We start from the raw sequence: 16,569 nt of genomic DNA on the forward strand, positions 1-16,569 counted from the left end.
TTCTTTTCATTGCTTCCCTCTATGCTTTTACCGCCGCAGCCGGAAGTCGACCCCGTCCGGCCGTCCCGGCAGGTCCAGCGTCGCGCGCGCCGGCGGCGACTGGCTGATCACGCGCCCGCGCCGGATCACGTAGCGGCGTGCGGCGCGCAGGCGGATCGCCTCGACCGCATCGCCCGCGTCCAGGATCACGAGGTCGGCATGGCAGCCCGGCGCCAGGCCGTAGCCCTCCAGCCCCAGAATGCGCGCCGGCGCTTGCGTCACCGCCAGGAAGCAAGCCTGCATCGCTTCCTGCGACGTCATCTGCGCCACGTGCAATCCCATGTGCGCGACTTCCAGCATGTCGCCCGAACCGAGGCTGTACCACGGGTCCATCACGCAGTCGTGGCCGAAGGCGACATCGATGCCGGCCGCCATCAGCTCCGGCACGCGCGTCATGCCGCGCCGCTTCGGGTAGCTGTCGTGCCGGCCCTGCAGCGTGATGTTGATGAGCGGGTTGGCGATGGCGGCTACGCCAGCCTCGCGCATGAGCGGCAAGAGCTTGCTCACGTAATAGTTGTCCATCGAGTGCATCGAAGTCAGGTGCGAGCCCGCCACGCGTCCCTGCAGGCCGAGCCGCTGCGCGTGATAGGCGAGCGTCTCGATGTGGCGCGAGGCCGGGTCGTCCGTTTCGTCGCAGTGCATGTCCACCCGCAGGCCCCGTTCGGCTGCGAATTCGCACAGCAGGCGCACCGATTCCGCGCCGTCGGCCATGGTGCGCTCGAAATGCGGGATGCCGCCGACCACCTCGACACCCAGCGCGATGGCGCGCTTGAGGTTGGCGAAGGCGGTCGGGCTGCGCAAGAGCCCGTCCTGCGGGAATGCCACCAGCTGCAGGTCGAGGTAGGCGGCGACTTGGCGCTTAACGTGCAGCAGCGCTTCCACCGCCAGCAGGCGGTCGTCGCATACGTCGACGTGGGTGCGGATCGCCAGCAGCCCGCGCGCCACCGCCCAGTCGCAATACTGCAACGCGCGCTCGACGAGCGCTTCCTGCGTCAGCTGCGGTTTCAGCTCGCCCCACAGCGCGATGCCTTCGAGCAGCGTGCCGGAGCGGTTCACGCGCGGCAGACCGTGGCTGAGCGTGGCATCCAGGTGAAAGTGGGCGTCGACGAAGGGCGGCGTGACGAGGTCGCCGGCCGCGTCGATTTCCCGTGCGCCGCGTGCGGCGAGGGCGGGGCCGAGCGCGGCGATGCGGCCCTGCGCAATGGCGATGTCGATGCCGCGCCGGCCGTCGGGCAGGGTCGCGTTGCGGACGAGCAGATCCATCGTCTTGTTCCTTTCAGCTGTGACGGTAGGGCGGCAGATGCGCGCCGCAATCCTTGCAGTATTGCGCGGATGCTTCGTGCCCTTCGCTCAGGCAGTTCGGGCAGGTGCGGGTGGTGACCACGCGCGTCAGGCGCTGGGTCGTCATCTCCGCGGTGACGATGCCGGTCGGGACTGCCAGCACGCCCCAGCCGAGCAGCATCATCAGCGAGGCGATCGCCTTGCCGATGTCGGAATGCGGCGTCATGTCGCCGTAGCCGACCGTGGTCATGGTCACGATCGCCCAGTACATCGACTTCGGAATGCTGGTGAAGCCGTTTTCCGGACCTTCGACCACGTACATCACCGTTCCCATCACCAGCACCACCATCAGCACCAGCGACAGGAACACCATGATCTTGCGGCTGCTGGCGCGCACAGCGTCGGTCAGCATCTGGTATTCCTGCACGTACAGGCTCAGCTTGAGGATCCGGAAGATGCGGATCAGGCGCAGGATGCGGATATCGAGCAGCAAGTGCACTTCAGGCACGAAGAACGCCAGGTAGGTGGGCAGCACCGACAGCAGATCGATGATGCCGAAAAAGCTCTTCGCGTAGCGCCAGGGGTTTTTCACGCATGCCATGCGCAACAGGTATTCGGCGGTAAACAGCAACGTGATGATCCATTCGAGCACGTCGAGCGCCGCGCCATGGCGCTGGCTGATCGCCTGCACGCTGTCGGCCATCACCACCACGATGCTGAACAGGATGGCCGAAATCAGCAGCAGGTCGAAGCGCCGCCCGGCCGGCGTGTCGGCTTCGAAGATGATGGAGTACAGGCGTAGCTGCCAGCCAGCGTCAGGCTTGCCGAAATTGGCTTGCGCGATCCGGGAAGGGGTTGTCTGCTTCTTCATGGTTGCGGATAGATCCTGTGTCGTTGCCTGGGGAACGCTCGCGTGGCGGTAGCGGCGCGCATCAATAAAACACGGCCAGCCAGATGGTGTCTTCGTGCTGCGCGGTCCATTCCACGCGGTGCCTTTCATGCGCCGGGATCGTCACATGGTCGCCTTCGGCCAGTCGTAACAGGCGGTCGCCCTGTTCGAAGCGCAGCGCCGCTTCGCCCTTGAGCACCATCACCCATTCCCGTTCGGGCTGGTCATACCAGAAGCCTGGGGGCGAGCGGTGGCCGCGCGAGACGATGCGCTCGATCCTGACGTCACCGGCGCCGGCCAGCCTGTTTGTGATCTCGGCAGGCAGTTGCGCCGGAATGTCGCGATATAAATTTCCGTATTCCATGTCGATTCCTGTCGGTAAACCGAATTTAATTCGAATTTGCGGGTAATGGAGAAATAAATTGCTGCCTGCTTGTCAATTCGAATGGAAGAACGCAAGAAAATTTGCCCGGAACTTCTCCATAATCCAAGTCCGTGAAACGTCAGATTCACGCAAGTACCCCGAGGCAATCGACAAAATCGGTCACCCGGGATCCATTCAAGTGAGGAAAACAATGTTAAACAAGATTATCAGCGGCATCGCCCTGTTGGGTCTGGCCGGCACCGTATCGGCACAGGAAGTCGTCGTCAAGATCGGCCACAGCGGTCCGCTGTCCGGCTCCCAGTCCTTCTCCGGCAAGGACAATGAAAACGGCGTGCGTCTGGCCATCGAAGAACTGAACGCCAAGCCGATCACCGTCGGCGGCAAGAAGGTCAAGTTCGAGCTGGTGTCGGAAGACGACCAGGGCGATCCGAAGTCCGGCGTGAACGCCGCACAGAAGCTGATCGACAGCGGTGTGAAATTCGTCGTCGGTCCGTACAACTCGGGCGTGACCATCCCCGCTTCGCGCGTGTACAACGAAGGCGGCGCCGTCGTCGCCACCGTGGCTTCGAACCCGAAGGTCACCGAGCAGGGCTACAAGAACCTGTACCGCATCAACGCCAGCGACTCTCAGCTGGGCGGCAAGATGGCGCTGTACGCCGCCAAGGAACTCAAGCTCAAGAACGTGGCCGTGATCGACGACCGCACCGCCTATGGCCAGGGCGTGGCCGAAGAGTTCAAGAAGCAAGCCAAGGCATCCGGCCTGAACGTGGTCGCGCATGAATTCACCACCGACAAGGCATCCGACTTCAGCACGATCCTGACCAGCCTGAAGGCGAAGAAAGTCGAAGCGATCTTCTTCGGCGGCTACGCGCCGCAAGCCGGCCCGATGGCACGCCAGATGAAGCAGCTCGGCGTGAATGCCAAGCTGCTCGGCGGCGACACCGTCTGCGTGGCGGAAACTGCCAAGCTCGGCGGTGATGCGGTGGGCGACAACGTGCTGTGCGCGCAGGGTGGCGCCATCCTCGACAAGGCCGCAGCCGGTCCCGAGTTCAAGGCCAAGTACAAGAAGCGCTTCAACCAGGATCCGGACGTGTATGCCGCATCCTTCTATGACGGCATGATGCTGTACGCGAACGCCATGAAGAGCTCGAACTCGACCGAGGCCGCCAAGGTCAGCGCCGAAATCGCGAAGACCTCGTACAAGGGCGTCGCCGGCACCTACGCATTCGATGCGAAGGGCAACATGAAGCAGTCTCCGGTCACGATCTTCAATTTCAAGAACGGCCAGCCGGCAGCATTGACCAGCTATTAATAACCAATAGCATTCATTCCGGAACGCATATGCGCTCCGGAATACCAAGGAGCGGCGCAAGCAATTGCGCCGCTTTTTTTTGCAGCACGATTGTTGGGGCACTTGCATAATTGATATGAATGACGTGAAAGCATTGTCGCTCCTGCTACACTATCCGGATACTCGCATCTGGCTCGCCAGCCTTATTTGATGCCGCTCGGATGCATTTTTGGAAAACCTCAGCAGCAGGCGCCGGTCACACTTCCACACCCCGGCGTTGCCTGCCGCGGCCGGTTCGCGCCGGGCGGCGGACATCAGTCAAGGAGAGTGAATGTCGGGCATGTTGTCCAACTGGTTTGCAGGCGGCGGCCTTGCCGCCCAGGGTGACGGCAGCTTGTGGTTGTCCTCGCTGCCGTGGATTTATCTTGTCTCCGACGCGGCCATTGCGGTTGCCTATTACGGCATTGCCGCCGCTCTGATCTACATCGCTTGCAAGCGGGAACGGCTGCGCTACAAGTGGATGTTCGTGCTGTTTTCCAGCTTCCTTTTCGCCTGCGGCAGTTCCTACCTGACCTCGGCGTTGAGCCCCTGGTATTCGGGCCTGTGGCTGGGCGCCGTCGCCCGGGTCGCTACCGTGGTCTCGTCCGCCGCCACTGCCGTGCTGCTGTGGTGGCTGATCCCGAGAATCCTGCGACTGCCGACGTCGGCGCAATTGCGCAATCTCGTCACCCAGTTGGAGCATGAAATTGCCGAACGCAGCCACGTGGAAGAAGCGCTGTGCCAGTCGCAGGAAACGCTGCGCGAACTGGCCGCATACCAGGAAAGAATCCGCGAAGACGAGCGCAAGCGCATTGCGCGCGAAATCCACGACGAACTCGGGCAGACCCTGCTCGCCTTGCGCTTGGAAGTATCAATGCTGCACGCGCGCGCCGGCGAACGGCATCCGCGGCTCAAGAAACGCGCCGAATTGGCGTTGGAATACATCGACGCCACGATGAAGTCGATCCGTACCATCATGAACAATCTGCGGCCGTCGGTGCTCGACCTTGGCGTGCAGGCAGCGATCGAGTGGCAGGTCAAACAGTTCGAGCAGCGCAACGGCATACCTTGCGAATTGTCCGTCGACGACGAGGGCCTGCAGCTGGACGATGAGCACGCCACTGCCGTCTTCCGCATCCTGCAGGAGTCGCTCACCAATATCGGCCGTCATTCGCGCGCCTCCATCGTGCGCATCGGCGTGCGCATCGAAGATGGCCTGCTCAGGATGGACATCGAGGACAACGGCGTCGGCATGTACCCCGGCGACCGGCGCAAGGCGCGCCGCTTCGGGCTGATCGGCATCCAGGAGCGTGCCAGCATGCTGGGCGGCGAGCTGACCATCGAAAGCACACCGGGGCAGGGCACGGTGCTGCACCTGAAGGTGCCGTTGGAAATGCTGCAGCCGGCGGTCGTCAACGCGTAGCAGGCAGCGCGTCTTACATTTTTCCTTGCTGCCGTTTGACCGGAAGGCAACATGCCTGCCTGGCGCGGCTTATGCATATATCGTGGCCGACCGGGACTTCCCCGTGAACTCAGGTGCGGCTCACCGTCGCACAGGCTGCGATGAAACAACACGCCATCACCGAAACTCCCGCACATGCCGCGCGCGCCGCACCGGCGGCTGCCCGCCAGGCTGGATTGCGCTATGTGAACGACGCGCGGCCCGGTATTACGCGCGAACCTGCCGGAAACGGGTTTCGCTATCGCGATACCGAGGGCCGCTTGATTCGCGATGAGGAAACGCTGACACGCATCAGGTCGCTTGCCATTCCCCCGGCCTGGACCGAGGTCTGGATTTCTCCTTGGGACAATGGCCATATCCAGGCAACCGGGCGCGATGCGCGGCGCCGCAAGCAGTATCGTTATCACCCGCGTTGGCGCAGCGTGCGCGATGAAGCGAAATACGAGCGCATGCTCAACTTCGGCCGGATCCTGCCCACCGTCCGCGCGCACGTTGACCAGGACTTGCGTTTGCCGGGGTTGCCGCGCGAAAAAGTATTGGCCACCATCGTCTATCTGCTGGAAGCGACCATGATGCGCATTGGGAACGAAGAATATGCGCGGCAGAACAAGTCGTTTGGCCTGACCACTCTGCGTGACCGCCATGTGCGTATCGACGGTGGCGAAGTTGCCTTCCAATTCCGCGGCAAGAGTGGTGTGCGTCACACGATTGCGGTCGATGACCCGCGCCTGGCGCGCATCGTGCGCCGCATGCGCGATTTGCCGGGGCAGGAATTGTTCCAGTACATCGACGACGAGGGCATGCAGCGTACAGTCGATTCGGCCGATGTCAACGATTACCTGCGCACGCTCACCGGCGAAGACTATACGGCCAAGGATTTCCGCACCTGGTCGGGCACGGTGCTGGCCGCGCTCGCGCTGCAGGAATATGAAAAATTCGATTCACAGGCGCAGGCCAAGAAAAATATCGTCCGCGCAATCGAAGCCGTCGCCGAAAAGCTTGGCAACACGCCCAGCATTTGCCGCAAGTGCTATGTGCATCCCGCCGTGATCGAATCCTATCTCGACGGCACCATGCTGCAGGCATTGCGGCAGCGAGCGCAGGAAAAACTACAAAACGAGTTGCATGCATTGCGCGCGGAAGAAGCGGCGGTTCTGGCCTTGCTGCAAGAGAGACTGCAGCAACAGGCTAACCCGCGCAGAAGTGCCATACCGCAGCATCACTGACGTTCATTGTTTCCACCGGGCGCGGAACGCACGTATCCGCAAATCATTTCCTACAGGCCGATGGCGCATCAATACAACACGTTGCGGGGCAACGCATCCCGCGCTTAACAACGATCAAGCCTGCCTGTGCGAATCGGTTGGAACATGAAGAATCAATTGGAGTGACGCGGTGTTGTCGCGGCGCTCCGTGATGCGTACTTGCCGCCCCAGCCATCGCAACTAATGACTGGTGGAATCCACATCATCCCTCGTGTCGCGCCGCCTGCGTGCAGCGATGCTATTGCCATGGAGAGAATGGATCGTGATGAATCAGCAAACGAGAACAACTTGCCTGCCGCGCATCACTGGCGCACGCGCATGCGATGCGCCGGAGGTGAACGCATGAGGCCGTCACATCTCAACATCAAACCGCTCGCCGCCGCGCTGCTCATGGCGGGCATGCTCTCGGCGTGCGGCGGCGGCAGCGATGGCAAGTCGACGACCTCCGGCACATCCACGGACACTGCGGGCGGTAGCCAGCAGAGCGGAAACACGAACGGCACTTCTTCGGGATCGAATGCTGATCCTTCCTCCGGCACGCCGTCCGGGGGCACCAATACAGGCGGTGCGTCGTCCACCCAGGCGACCGTCATGACATGCGACGACGGGGCGACATATCAATGCAGCGGTGCGCAGGTCGTCGCCGCCGGTGAAGTCGCATTGACCGATTTCGGCGTGCAGGCATACGGACGTTCGACCAGCGATCAGAAGGCCGACCGGGATCCGACCACGGCCACCGGGTTCGAACTGGCTTCGGGTGGCACGACCGAGGTGAGGCTCGGCCGTTCCAGCGACGGATCGGTCTCGCGCGTGGCGGTGCTGCTCGACCGCATCGGCATCAGTTGGGACGGCGTGAAGGATCGTCCGCGGATCATCGAAGGTTTCGATCCCACGCAAGGGGTGGTGACCTCGACGTCCGGCAAGCTCAAATTCGATAATCCATTGCCGCCGAGTTCGAACCTGAGCTACTACGATTTCGCCACGGCCGGGCGCAACGGCACCCAGGCGAACTATGCGTACAACCGCTATTTTCCGCGCAGCACGCCGGATCGCTGCCCGACCGGGTCATCGGCATGGTGCGGATCGAAGGAAACCGACGGCCCGCAAGTCGCGCCAGGCGATTGGCGCGGTGGAGGCAGCCGGCCCGACGCCATCAATGCGCTACGCTTTCATGAGGACGGTGATATCCATGCCGGCGACGCCACCAATGGCAGCTGGCTGGACGGGGGTAGCGGCTTCGGCGTGCCATTCCCGGGAAGTAAGGGATTTCGTACTTACACCGGCTTGAGCTATCAGTATGCGAATCTGGGGGCCTGGTTTACTCAGGATACGGTGCAGATCGCGGAATGGACGGGGCAGGCGGGAACCCTCGAACACAGCACCAACCGGCGCGGCGTCGTCGCCTTCGGCGCGCTGACCAATCCGGCCGTGATCCCGGCCATCGGCAGCGCCACCTATAGCGGCAGGGTGTACGGCCGCTACGCTTCCAGCAAGGATGCCGAGCCCACGGGATTCGAAGGCACGGCAACGGTGACTGTCGATTTCGCCAAACACCAGGCTAGCATCACGATCCAGCCCGACAGTGGCACCATTCCTGCCGGATTTACGGCCACCACGACATTCGGTACCGGGAGCGGCAACGCGCGCAATGCCATGTCGGGGAGCGTGGACAATGGCAAATTGACGGGTACCGTTACCGGCCGCTACTTCGGACCAGTCGTCTCAACGGGCTCCACTGCTCAGGGCCCGGCCGAAGCCGGCGGCGCTTTCGCATTGAAGAACGCGGCTGGCGAAGCCGTCCTCGGCGGCTTTATCGTCCGCAAGCAGTAGTCGGGATCGTTGCCGTTGCGGTTGCGCCTTCATCAGGGCGCGGCTGCAGCGCCAATCCTGCATTTGGTCAAGGCAAGAGGCGAGGAAGATGCAATAATGCAATATTTTCCGTCCCAGCCAAATGGAGTTCCCCATGATTCTCGAGCTCGCCGATATTCGTATCCAACCCGGCAAACAAGCCGAATTCGATGCCGCCATCCAGCAAGGCGTGCAGCAAGTCATTTCCAAGGCAAAGGGTTTTTGCGGCTACAAGATCAATAAAGGGATCGAATCGCCCGAGCGCTATGTCCTGACGATTTTCTGGGAAACCCTGGAAAACCACACGGTCGATTTCCGCCAGTCTCCAGCCTTCCAAGAGTGGCGCGCCATCGTCGGCCCCTATTTTGCCGCCCCGCCAACCGTCGAACATTTCACCCTGCTTGCCAAGTCGGACTAAGCGACACAGAGCGACGCACATACCCGGTCGCCCCGTCTTGCAAGGACGCCAATGCCCGGGAGGAGGTAAAAACGTTTCGGATGTCATGCACCTTGTTGCCATGTTGGCATGAATTCGATTTATTCCTCCAAACGGAATGATATGATCTTGGGGCGATGCAATATGAGTCTGAAATGCATCGCATCTAGCGAATAAAAGTTACTTCCCGAGGTCAAATAGGAATGTCTATCAGAGCTGACTCAGCCACCCTGACGCTGTTGATACTGCTTGCGCTCACCGTGATCGGCATTGTCGCCTATGCATTGTCGGCTAGGCTGCGCGGACGCCGCGACCAGGAAAACCTTACCGCCATCCGGGAATCGATCCTCGACTATTTCCGGCGCAGCGGCGTGGGAGTGGCGGTTGCCTGCGTCCGGCTGCCGGGCGACGCCGGATTTACTGCCGTGGTGGAATCGGAGCCGATGAAGCGCTTCCGCCTGTCGCATATCATCGAAATGACCCTGCGCGAGCATGTGCGCAAAAGCTGCGGGTTGGAACTGGACAAGATTTACTGGCGCTTCCCGGTCAAGCAGGTGGCCGACGCGGTGACGGCCGCCCAGGCCGGCACGCAAGCCGCTCCCGCGCAGGCAACGCCGGCCGGCGAAAAGAAGGCGGACGAATTTTCCGACGAATACATCAATGAGGGCCTGGAGCATTACCGCCATATTCCGAAGCCGGAAGTGGAAGAATTGCCATGGGAGCAGTTCGAACAGGTGACTACCGGCGTGCCGAAGAAAAGCGATCTTTAGCAAGCATTTTTCGCACTGCGGCCGATCCGGCGCCGCAGTGCCGCAGCCATTCCATTGCTCATTGTCAATGCTGGAAAGCCGGCGTAATCTAGGCCGACGATCAACACTGCGGCAGGAACGAACGGTATTGCCGCCGCTTGTTTTGCTCTCCTGACCTATGACAACGCTTTCCCAACCCCATATCAAGCTGCGCCCGCTGGAGCGCAACGACCTGCACTTCGTGCACCAGATCAACAACAACAGCAATATCATGCGCTACTGGTTCGAGGAGCCTTACGAGGCCTACGTCGAGCTGGTGCAACTGTACGACCGCCATATCCACGACCAGAGCGAACGGCGCTTCATCATCGAAAACGATGCGGGCGACCTGGTCGGCCTGGTCGAGCTGGTCGAGATCAACTACATCCACCGCCGCGCGGAGTTCCAGATCATTATTGCGCCATCATGGCAGGGCAAGCGCTATGCGGAGCGCGCTACCCAGATGGCGATCGAATACGCGTTCTGCGTGCTCAACCTGTACAAGCTCTACCTGCTGGTGGACCGGGAAAACATCAAGGCGATCCACATCTATGAAAAATGCGGCTTCCAGCCGGAGGGGATGCTGACCGGCGAATTCTTCGTCAACGGCGTGTATCGCGACGCCATCCGCATGTGCATGTTCCAAAAAAATTATCTCGCGGCACGCAGCGCCAAAGAGTAGGGCGGGAACTACCGCAATCCGAATTCTGACTAACTTGACCGCTTGCGCGTGCCTTGAGGTGTGCCTGACATGACCTGCCGAAAGCAGAACAGGCGCGGCGGCCGCGCCGTTTCCATTCGCTTTCTCATCCGTGAGTCGTACTCAGTCAACGGAGGCAAGAATGATGCAGGGTCAAGCAGCAGACACGGGCGCGCCGGCCGGCGCGCTTCTCCCGGCGACACAGGCCGACGAATACCCCCCATACGAAAACCGGCAGTTCAGCTCCCATGCTTATTACGAGCAGCAACATGCCGATGGCGCCTTGCGCGCACGCCAGGTGGCGCAGGCGCTAGGCTGGCTTAGCATCGGGGTCGGGGTGGCGCAACTGCTGGCGCCGCGCACGGTGGCGCGCGCCATCGGCGCGCCGCAAAGCAGCGGCATGCTGCGCGCCTTCGGCGTGCGCGAACTGGCCAGCGGCATCGGCATCCTCAGCCAGCGCCGCAGACAGACGTGGCTGTGGGCACGCGTGGCCGGCGACGCGATGGACTTGGCACTGCTCGGCACGGCGGCGCGCTCGGCGACGTCGCAGCGCCGGCGCCTGGCGCTGACGGCTGCGGCCGTGGCCGGCGTGGCGGCGCTCGATGTCCTCGCCGGCATGAAATACCGGCAGCAGCAGGCGGCCGAACACGGGGCGCAGTCCAGCATGCTGCACGTCGAAAAGAGCATCACCATCAACCGCTCGGCCGAAGAGTGCTACCGCTTCTGGCACGACTTCGAGAATTTCCCCAGCTTCATGAAGCATCTCGATACGGTGCAGATCACCGGCGAAAACCGCATCCACTGGAAAGCCAAGGGGCCGGCCGGCACCCACGTCGAATGGGACGCCGAGCTGATCGCCGACGAGCCGGGCCAGTACATCGCCTGGCATTCACTGCAAGGCGCTGACGTCGACCATACCGGCAGCGTGCGCTTCGAGCGGGCGCCGGGGGGGCGCGGCACGATCGTGCGCGTCTTGCTGCAGTACCGCCCGCCGGGCGGCGCGGCCGGCGCCTGGGTCGCGCGGCTGTTCGGCGAAGCGCCCGAGCAGCATATCGACGAAGACCTGCGCCGCTTCAAGTGGCTGATCGAAACCGGCGAGGTGCCGACCACGGTGGGCCAGCCGTCCGGTTCGCGTGGCGTCGTCAACCGCCTGTTGTTCAGGAAAGGAGAGCCGGGATGAAAGCGACCTGCTGGATGGGCAAGCACGACATACGTGTGCAGGACGTGCCCGACCCCCACATCATCAATCCGCGCGACGCGATCGTGAAGGTGACCTCCACGGCGATCTGCGGCTCCGACCTGCACCTGTACAACGGCTTCGTGCCGACCATGGAAAAGGGCGACATCCTCGGCCATGAATTCATGGGCGAGATCGTCGAGCTCGGCGCCGAGGTGAAGAACCTCTCGATCGGCGATCGCGTTGTGGTGCCGTTCCCGATCGCATGCGGCCACTGCTTCTTCTGCGAGGAGCAGCTGTATTCGGTGTGCGAAAACTCGAACCCGAATGCCTGGATGGCGGAAAAGATGTGGGGCCATTCGCCGGCCGGCATCTTCGGCTATTCGCACCTGACCGGCGGCTATGCCGGCGGCCAGGCCGAGTACGTGCGCGTGCCGTACGCGGACGTCGGCCCGCTCAAGATCCCCGCCGGCTTGTCCGACGAGCAGGTGCTGTTTTTGTCCGATATTTTGCCGACCGGTTTTCAGGCCGCTGAAGCCTGCGAGATCAAGCCGGGCTCGGTAGTGGCGGTATGGGGTTGCGGTCCGGTCGGGCAATTCGCGATCCAGAGCGCTTACCTGCTCGGCGCCGAACGCGTCATCGCCATCGACCGCCTGCCGGAGCGGCTGCGCATGGCGCGCGAAGTGTCGAAGGCGGAAACCATCGACTACGAAGAGGCCAACGTGCTCGACGCATTGAAGCAGATGACCGGCGGGCGCGGCCCGGATGCGTGCATCGACGCCGTCGGCATGGAAGCGCACGGCATGGGCATGATCGGCGTGTACGATCGCGTCAAGCAGGTGATGAAGATGGAAACCGACCGCCCGCTGGCCTTGCGCGAAGTGCTGATGGCTTGCCGCAACGGCGGCGTGGTGTCGGTGCCCGGCGTGTATGGCGGTTTCCTCGACAAGATCCCGTTCGGCTCGGTGATGAACCGGTCGCTGACCATCAAGACCGGGCAGACGCATGTGCAGCGCTACATGAAGCCGCTCCTGGAGCGCATCGAGGAAGGCGCGATCGATCCGTCGTTCGTCATCACGCACCGCCTGCCGCTGCAGGATGCGGCCTACGGCTATGACATCTTCTGCAACAAGCAGAATGACTGTGTCAAGGTGGTGTTGAAGCCGTGACCGGGGCAGGCATCATCCGTCTCTCCCGTGCAGGAGGGAGCGACGATCCCGTAGCGGATATGGAATCAATGCGACCCGATAATCCAGGCCGTCAGCCAAAGACAATCAGCAGCGCCGCGCCCACGATCAGCAGCGTCTTGGTCGCGTAATAGGCCTTCCTGTTCCACGCCTTGAAGCGTCGCCGGTACTGGCCCATGACCCACACGAAGCGGAAAATCCGGTTGATGCCGCCGGTCTGGTCGCCGGCTTCGTTCGGCGAGCTGGCTGCCGTCACCAGGGTGCGGCCGAGCCAGCGGTTGACGGCCTGCGCCCAGCGGTAGCGCATCGGTCGTTCGACATCGCAGAACAGGATGATGCGGTTGCGCTGGCTGGCGTTCTGCGCCCAGTGGATATAGGTCTCGTCGAACATCACGCCTTCGCCGTCGCGCCAGCTGTAGCGCAGGCCATCGACTTCGATGAAGCAGCGCTCGCTGTTGGGTGTGACCAGGCCCAGGTGGTAGCGCAGCGAGCCGGCATACGGGTCGCGGTGCATGTTCAGCTTGCCGCCGGGCGGCAGCTCGGCAAACATCGCCGCCTTCACGCTCGGAATGCCGCGCAGCAGCGCCACCGTCTTCGGGCACAGGCGCTCGGCCGAGGGATGGCTGGCGTCGTACCATTTCAGGTAAAAGCGCTTCCAGCCATTCTTGAAAAAGGAATTGAAGCCGGCGTCGTCATTCTTGTCGGCGGCCTTGATCTTTTGCAGCGCCAGCAGGTTCAGCGCCTCGTCGCGGATCGTTTCCCAGTTCTCTTGCAGCGTGCGCAGCTCGCGGAAATCGGCGACGGGCAGAAAGGGCGTGGACGGCACCTTCGAGAACAGGTGCATGAACATGTTGATCGGCGCGACAAAGGAGGAGTGATCGAACAATTGGCGCAATGGCGGCAGCCGCACCTTGCCGCGGAAATGCACATGAAAGATCGACAGCAGATACAGAGACACGACAGCCCACTTCATGACGATACCGACCTCGCGAGAATGGCTGCGCCGCCGCAGCCGAAATAGCGATCAATACCGCAGTTTGCCGAACACTGATTTAAGCGGACGCAAGCCCGAGTGGTTTTCCGGATGACATGTTGTGAAAATGAAATCGAGTAAGCTGGTTTGCCGGTTAGCGCCGAAGAGGCTGCCGGGGGGCGGCCAGCCGTGCATTCACCCCATAAAACAGCACCACCGTCTGGGCGGCCACGTTCAGCCCGGCTACCGCCGCAATCAGGTAATTCTTGACGACGACGATCGCGTAAAGAATGGCGATCATGGCAATGGCAATCCAGCCGCTCCACGAGGTCAGCGAGATCGAGCGGCGCGCGTCGAGGTCACGGTGATATTTGAGAATTTGCGGCAAGTACAAGGCAGAGGCGACGATGCCCGATGCGCCGTACATTACGCTCAATAGTTGTTCCATGACTCCGTGACAATGTTTCGTTTCTAGTCGAAAACATTGGAGTATGGAAAGATTGAGAAGTTGCATCTCCCTGCGCCATGCCGAATGCACCGCACGGCGCGCCAAAACCGGTACTACTCTTCCGGTTCCACCTTGTGCTGGCTCACCATGCGCTGCTGCGTCGGCGGCGGTACCGGATCGTAGTGGCTGAACTCGATGGTGTAGCTGCCGCGCCCGCCGGTGACCGAGTTCAGGCGCGACTGGTAGTCGTTCAGTTCGGCCAGCGGCGCCTGTCCGGAGATCACGACGGTATTGCCTTGCACCGTCTGCATGCCGAGCACCTGCCCGCGCTTGGACGACAGGTCGCCGGTGATATCGCCCATGGTCTGTTCCGGCACGACGATTTCGATATTGACGATCGGCTCCAGGATGGCGGGCCGCGCCTTCAGCACCGCGTCGATGAAGGCCTTGCGCCCTGCGGTGGCGAACGCGACCTCCTTCGAATCGACCGGATGGCTCTTGCCGTCGTACACGACCACGCGCACATCCTGCATCGGGAAACCCGCCAGCGGGCCGGCTTCCAGCGCTTGCCTTATCCCTTTTTCCACGGCCGGAATGAACTGGCCGGGAATGGCGCCGCCCTTGACCTCGTCGACGAACTCGAAGCCGGCGCCGCGCGGCAGGGATTCCACCCGCAGGAACACTTCGCCGAACTGGCCGGCGCCGCCGCTTTGCTTCTTGTGCCGGTGATGCCCCTCGGCGTGCCCGGCGATCGTCTCGCGATACGCGATCTTCGGCGGCCGAGTCGCGATGTCGATCTTGTAGAACTCCATCATGCGCTCCAGCGCGCAACGCAGATGCAACTCGCCCAGTCCCAGCATCACGGTTTCGTTGGTATGGATCTGGTGCTCGACCTTCAGGCACGGGTCTTCGGCGGTCATCTTTTGCAGGATTTCCCACAGGCGCTGTTCATCGCCGCGCTTTTTCGGCTCGATCGCCAGCGCATAGATCGGTGTCGGGAACGGCAATGGCTTCAGGTGGATGTGCTCGTCTTCGGCGGCATCGTGCAGCACAGCGTCGAAGGCGATGTCTTCCACCTTGGCGACGGCGCAGATATCGCCCGGCACGCCCTGCGGCACCTCGATCTGTTCCTTGCCCTGCAACAGATAGAGATGCGCGACCTTGAACGGCTTCCTGGCGTCGCCGATGTAGAGCATGCTGTCGCGCCGGACCGTGCCCTGGTGAATGCGGAAGATGCCGAGCTTGCCCACGTAGGGATCGACCATCAGCTTGAATACATGCGCCAGCACATGCTGCGACGGGTCCGGCACCGACCGGATTTCGCGCTGCCGGTCTTCCGTGCTCGATGCGCTCAGGTCTTCGCGGTAGAACAGCGGCGGATTGCCCTCGGTCGGGTTGGGCAACAGCTTCACGAATACGTCGAGCAGTTCCTGGATGCCGGCGCCGTTCTGCGCCGACACGAAGCAGATCGGCACCAGGTGGCCTTCGCGCAGCGCCTGCTCGAACGGCGCGTGCAACTGCTCCGGCTCGATCTCTCCCTGTTCCAGGTAGAGCGCCATCAGGTCGGCATCGACTTCCACCACCTGGTCGACCAGTGTGCGGTGGGCCTGCTCCACGGATGAAAAATCGGTTCGCCCGGCGTCCCGGTCTCCGGACGGATTGAAAAAGCAGTCGACCACCCTGGTGCCGCCCGCCGCCGGCAGGTTGATCGGCAGGCATTCCTTGCCGAAGGTTTCCTGGATACTGGCCAAGAGTCCCGGCAGGTCGATATTGTCCGCGTCGATCTGGTTGATGATGATCATGCGACACAGCTTGCGCTGCTGCGCCAATGCCATCATGCGGCCGGCGATCATCTCGATGCCGTTTTGCGCATTGATCACGATGGCGGCCGTCTCCACCGCCGACAACGCGCTGACGGCCTGACCGATGAAATCGGGATAGCCGGGCGTGTCGATCAGATGGATGCGGGTGTCGTGATAGTCGAGATGGATCAGCGCGGAATACAGCGAATGCCGGTATTTGCGTTCGAGCGGATCGGAATCGGCGACGGTACCGCCGCGCTCCAGGCTGCCCGGCGCGGAGATCATGCCGCTGCCGTGCAGCAGCGCCTCGGTCAGGCTGGTCTTGCCGCTGGCGGTGTGCCCCAGCAGCGCAATGGTGCGGATGGCTTCTGTACTGTAAAGCATCGGTTGATCTCCTCCCGCGTGGTCAGACCCCGATTACGCCGGCGCCGCATACCTTGCCAGCCGCCGGCCGACGGAGCACAAGTGCACAACAGTGTCGAGCCATTGTATTTCAATTGCGCCGGCGGACCGCGCTTGCAGGCGTGGGCGATGGCTTTTGCTTGAGCTGAAACAAGCC

General features: G+C 62.3%; 16 protein-coding genes. 9 read left to right on the forward strand and 7 right to left on the reverse strand.

Features of this window, described 5'->3' with window-relative positions; all coding sequences use genetic code 11:
* Positions 1-27: 27 nt before the first annotated feature.
* From FAY22_RS19970 to FAY22_RS19980, 3 genes are all read right to left on the reverse strand, one after another.
* Positions 28-1,302: an amidohydrolase family protein gene (locus tag FAY22_RS19970; RefSeq protein ID WP_146332439.1), complete on the reverse strand. Its 1,275-nt coding sequence runs from the start codon at positions 1,300-1,302 to the stop codon at positions 28-30.
* A gap of 13 nt (positions 1,303-1,315) precedes the next feature.
* Positions 1,316-2,191 (reverse strand): ion transporter, encoded by an 876-nt coding sequence (locus FAY22_RS19975; RefSeq protein WP_146332441.1) that lies wholly within the window; start codon positions 2,189-2,191, stop codon positions 1,316-1,318.
* Between the two features lie 61 nt (positions 2,192-2,252).
* Positions 2,253-2,573 carry a cupin domain-containing protein gene (locus tag FAY22_RS19980; RefSeq protein ID WP_146332443.1) on the reverse strand — a complete coding sequence of 107 codons (321 nt, stop codon included), beginning with the start codon at positions 2,571-2,573 and terminating at the stop codon, positions 2,253-2,255.
* A 211-nt stretch (positions 2,574-2,784) separates the two neighbouring features.
* Between FAY22_RS19980 and FAY22_RS19985 the strand changes: the two genes are divergently transcribed.
* The 3 genes from FAY22_RS19985 to FAY22_RS19995 all read left to right on the forward strand — a co-directional run bounded on the left by FAY22_RS19985 (position 2,785) and on the right by FAY22_RS19995 (position 6,612).
* Complete coding sequence (locus FAY22_RS19985; RefSeq protein WP_146332445.1) at positions 2,785-3,906, forward strand: branched-chain amino acid ABC transporter substrate-binding protein; 1,122 nt, start codon at positions 2,785-2,787, stop codon at positions 3,904-3,906.
* A gap of 310 nt (positions 3,907-4,216) precedes the next feature.
* Entirely contained in the window at positions 4,217-5,347 is a 1,131-nt protein-coding gene (locus FAY22_RS19990; protein ID WP_146332447.1) for a sensor histidine kinase, read from the forward strand.
* A 140-nt stretch (positions 5,348-5,487) separates the two neighbouring features.
* A complete protein-coding gene (locus tag FAY22_RS19995) occupies positions 5,488-6,612 on the forward strand; it encodes a DNA topoisomerase IB (RefSeq protein WP_146332449.1) in 1,125 nt (374 codons plus the stop codon).
* Positions 6,613-6,953: 341 nt separating this feature from the next.
* On the opposite strand, the gene FAY22_RS20000 is transcribed toward FAY22_RS19995, so the two are convergent.
* Complete coding sequence (locus tag FAY22_RS20000) at positions 6,954-7,244, reverse strand: hypothetical protein (protein WP_146332452.1); 291 nt, start codon at positions 7,242-7,244, stop codon at positions 6,954-6,956.
* On the opposite strand from FAY22_RS20000, the gene FAY22_RS20005 reads away from it, so the two are divergent.
* From FAY22_RS20005 to FAY22_RS20030, 6 genes are all read left to right on the forward strand, one after another.
* Positions 7,243-8,481, forward strand: coding sequence for a hypothetical protein (locus FAY22_RS20005; RefSeq protein WP_146332454.1), 1,239 nt, complete (start codon positions 7,243-7,245; stop codon positions 8,479-8,481). The genes FAY22_RS20000 and FAY22_RS20005 overlap by 2 nt on opposite strands.
* Before the next feature lie 133 nt (positions 8,482-8,614).
* A complete protein-coding gene (locus tag FAY22_RS20010) occupies positions 8,615-8,917 on the forward strand; it encodes an antibiotic biosynthesis monooxygenase (protein WP_146332456.1) in 303 nt (100 codons plus the stop codon).
* A 221-nt stretch (positions 8,918-9,138) separates the two neighbouring features.
* The gene (locus tag FAY22_RS20015; protein ID WP_146332458.1) at positions 9,139-9,705 is read left to right on the forward strand and encodes a hypothetical protein; all 567 of its coding nucleotides are present in this window, start codon (positions 9,139-9,141) and stop codon (positions 9,703-9,705) included.
* A 157-nt stretch (positions 9,706-9,862) separates the two neighbouring features.
* Positions 9,863-10,405 (forward strand): spermidine N1-acetyltransferase, encoded by a 543-nt coding sequence (gene speG, locus FAY22_RS20020; RefSeq protein WP_146332460.1) that lies wholly within the window; start codon positions 9,863-9,865, stop codon positions 10,403-10,405.
* 160 nt (positions 10,406-10,565) lie between these two features.
* On the forward strand, positions 10,566-11,603 hold the full coding sequence (locus FAY22_RS20025; protein ID WP_246860585.1) for an SRPBCC family protein: 1,038 nt from the start codon (positions 10,566-10,568) through the stop codon (positions 11,601-11,603).
* Positions 11,600-12,769, forward strand: coding sequence for a zinc-dependent alcohol dehydrogenase (locus FAY22_RS20030; protein ID WP_146332462.1), 1,170 nt, complete (start codon positions 11,600-11,602; stop codon positions 12,767-12,769). The genes FAY22_RS20025 and FAY22_RS20030 overlap by 4 nt, the downstream gene beginning before the upstream one ends.
* 91 nt (positions 12,770-12,860) lie before the next feature.
* Here the strand turns inward: FAY22_RS20030 and lpxO are convergent, their stop codons facing one another.
* From lpxO to fusA, 3 genes are all read right to left on the reverse strand, one after another.
* On the reverse strand, positions 12,861-13,760 hold the full coding sequence (gene lpxO, locus FAY22_RS20035; RefSeq protein ID WP_146332464.1) for a lipid A hydroxylase LpxO: 900 nt from the start codon (positions 13,758-13,760) through the stop codon (positions 12,861-12,863).
* Positions 13,761-13,914: 154 nt separating this feature from the next.
* Positions 13,915-14,208: a hypothetical protein gene (locus FAY22_RS20040; protein ID WP_146332466.1), complete on the reverse strand. Its 294-nt coding sequence runs from the start codon at positions 14,206-14,208 to the stop codon at positions 13,915-13,917.
* A gap of 113 nt (positions 14,209-14,321) precedes the next feature.
* Complete coding sequence (gene fusA, locus FAY22_RS20045; RefSeq protein WP_146332468.1) at positions 14,322-16,394, reverse strand: elongation factor G; 2,073 nt, start codon at positions 16,392-16,394, stop codon at positions 14,322-14,324.
* Positions 16,395-16,569: the final 175 nt, after the last annotated feature.

This window comes from Noviherbaspirillum sp. UKPF54 (assembly GCF_007874125.1).
In the GTDB taxonomy this organism is placed as follows: Bacteria; Pseudomonadota; Gammaproteobacteria; order Burkholderiales; family Burkholderiaceae_D; genus Noviherbaspirillum.

Excerpts from the sequence above, each read along its gene's own strand:
- FAY22_RS19970 (WP_146332439.1), bottom strand. The coding sequence starts at position 1,302 with ATGGATCTGCTCGTCCGCAACGCGACCCTGCCCGACGGCCGGCGCGGC.
- FAY22_RS19975 (WP_146332441.1), bottom strand. The coding sequence starts at position 2,191 with ATGAAGAAGCAGACAACCCCTTCCCGGATCGCGCAAGCCAATTTCGGC.
- FAY22_RS19980 (WP_146332443.1), bottom strand. The coding sequence starts at position 2,573 with ATGGAATACGGAAATTTATATCGCGACATTCCGGCGCAACTGCCTGCC.
- FAY22_RS19985 (WP_146332445.1), top strand. The coding sequence starts at position 2,785 with ATGTTAAACAAGATTATCAGCGGCATCGCCCTGTTGGGTCTGGCCGGC.
- FAY22_RS19990 (WP_146332447.1), top strand. The coding sequence starts at position 4,217 with ATGTCGGGCATGTTGTCCAACTGGTTTGCAGGCGGCGGCCTTGCCGCC.
- FAY22_RS19995 (WP_146332449.1), top strand. The coding sequence starts at position 5,488 with ATGAAACAACACGCCATCACCGAAACTCCCGCACATGCCGCGCGCGCC.
- FAY22_RS20005 (WP_146332454.1), top strand. The coding sequence starts at position 7,243 with ATGACATGCGACGACGGGGCGACATATCAATGCAGCGGTGCGCAGGTC.
- FAY22_RS20000 (WP_146332452.1), bottom strand. The coding sequence starts at position 7,244 with ATGACGGTCGCCTGGGTGGACGACGCACCGCCTGTATTGGTGCCCCCG.
- FAY22_RS20010 (WP_146332456.1), top strand. The coding sequence starts at position 8,615 with ATGATTCTCGAGCTCGCCGATATTCGTATCCAACCCGGCAAACAAGCC.
- FAY22_RS20015 (WP_146332458.1), top strand. The coding sequence starts at position 9,139 with ATGTCTATCAGAGCTGACTCAGCCACCCTGACGCTGTTGATACTGCTT.
- speG (WP_146332460.1), top strand. The coding sequence starts at position 9,863 with ATGACAACGCTTTCCCAACCCCATATCAAGCTGCGCCCGCTGGAGCGC.
- FAY22_RS20025 (WP_246860585.1), top strand. The coding sequence starts at position 10,566 with ATGATGCAGGGTCAAGCAGCAGACACGGGCGCGCCGGCCGGCGCGCTT.
- FAY22_RS20030 (WP_146332462.1), top strand. The coding sequence starts at position 11,600 with ATGAAAGCGACCTGCTGGATGGGCAAGCACGACATACGTGTGCAGGAC.
- lpxO (WP_146332464.1), bottom strand. The coding sequence starts at position 13,760 with ATGAAGTGGGCTGTCGTGTCTCTGTATCTGCTGTCGATCTTTCATGTG.
- FAY22_RS20040 (WP_146332466.1), bottom strand. The coding sequence starts at position 14,208 with ATGGAACAACTATTGAGCGTAATGTACGGCGCATCGGGCATCGTCGCC.
- fusA (WP_146332468.1), bottom strand. The coding sequence starts at position 16,394 with ATGCTTTACAGTACAGAAGCCATCCGCACCATTGCGCTGCTGGGGCAC.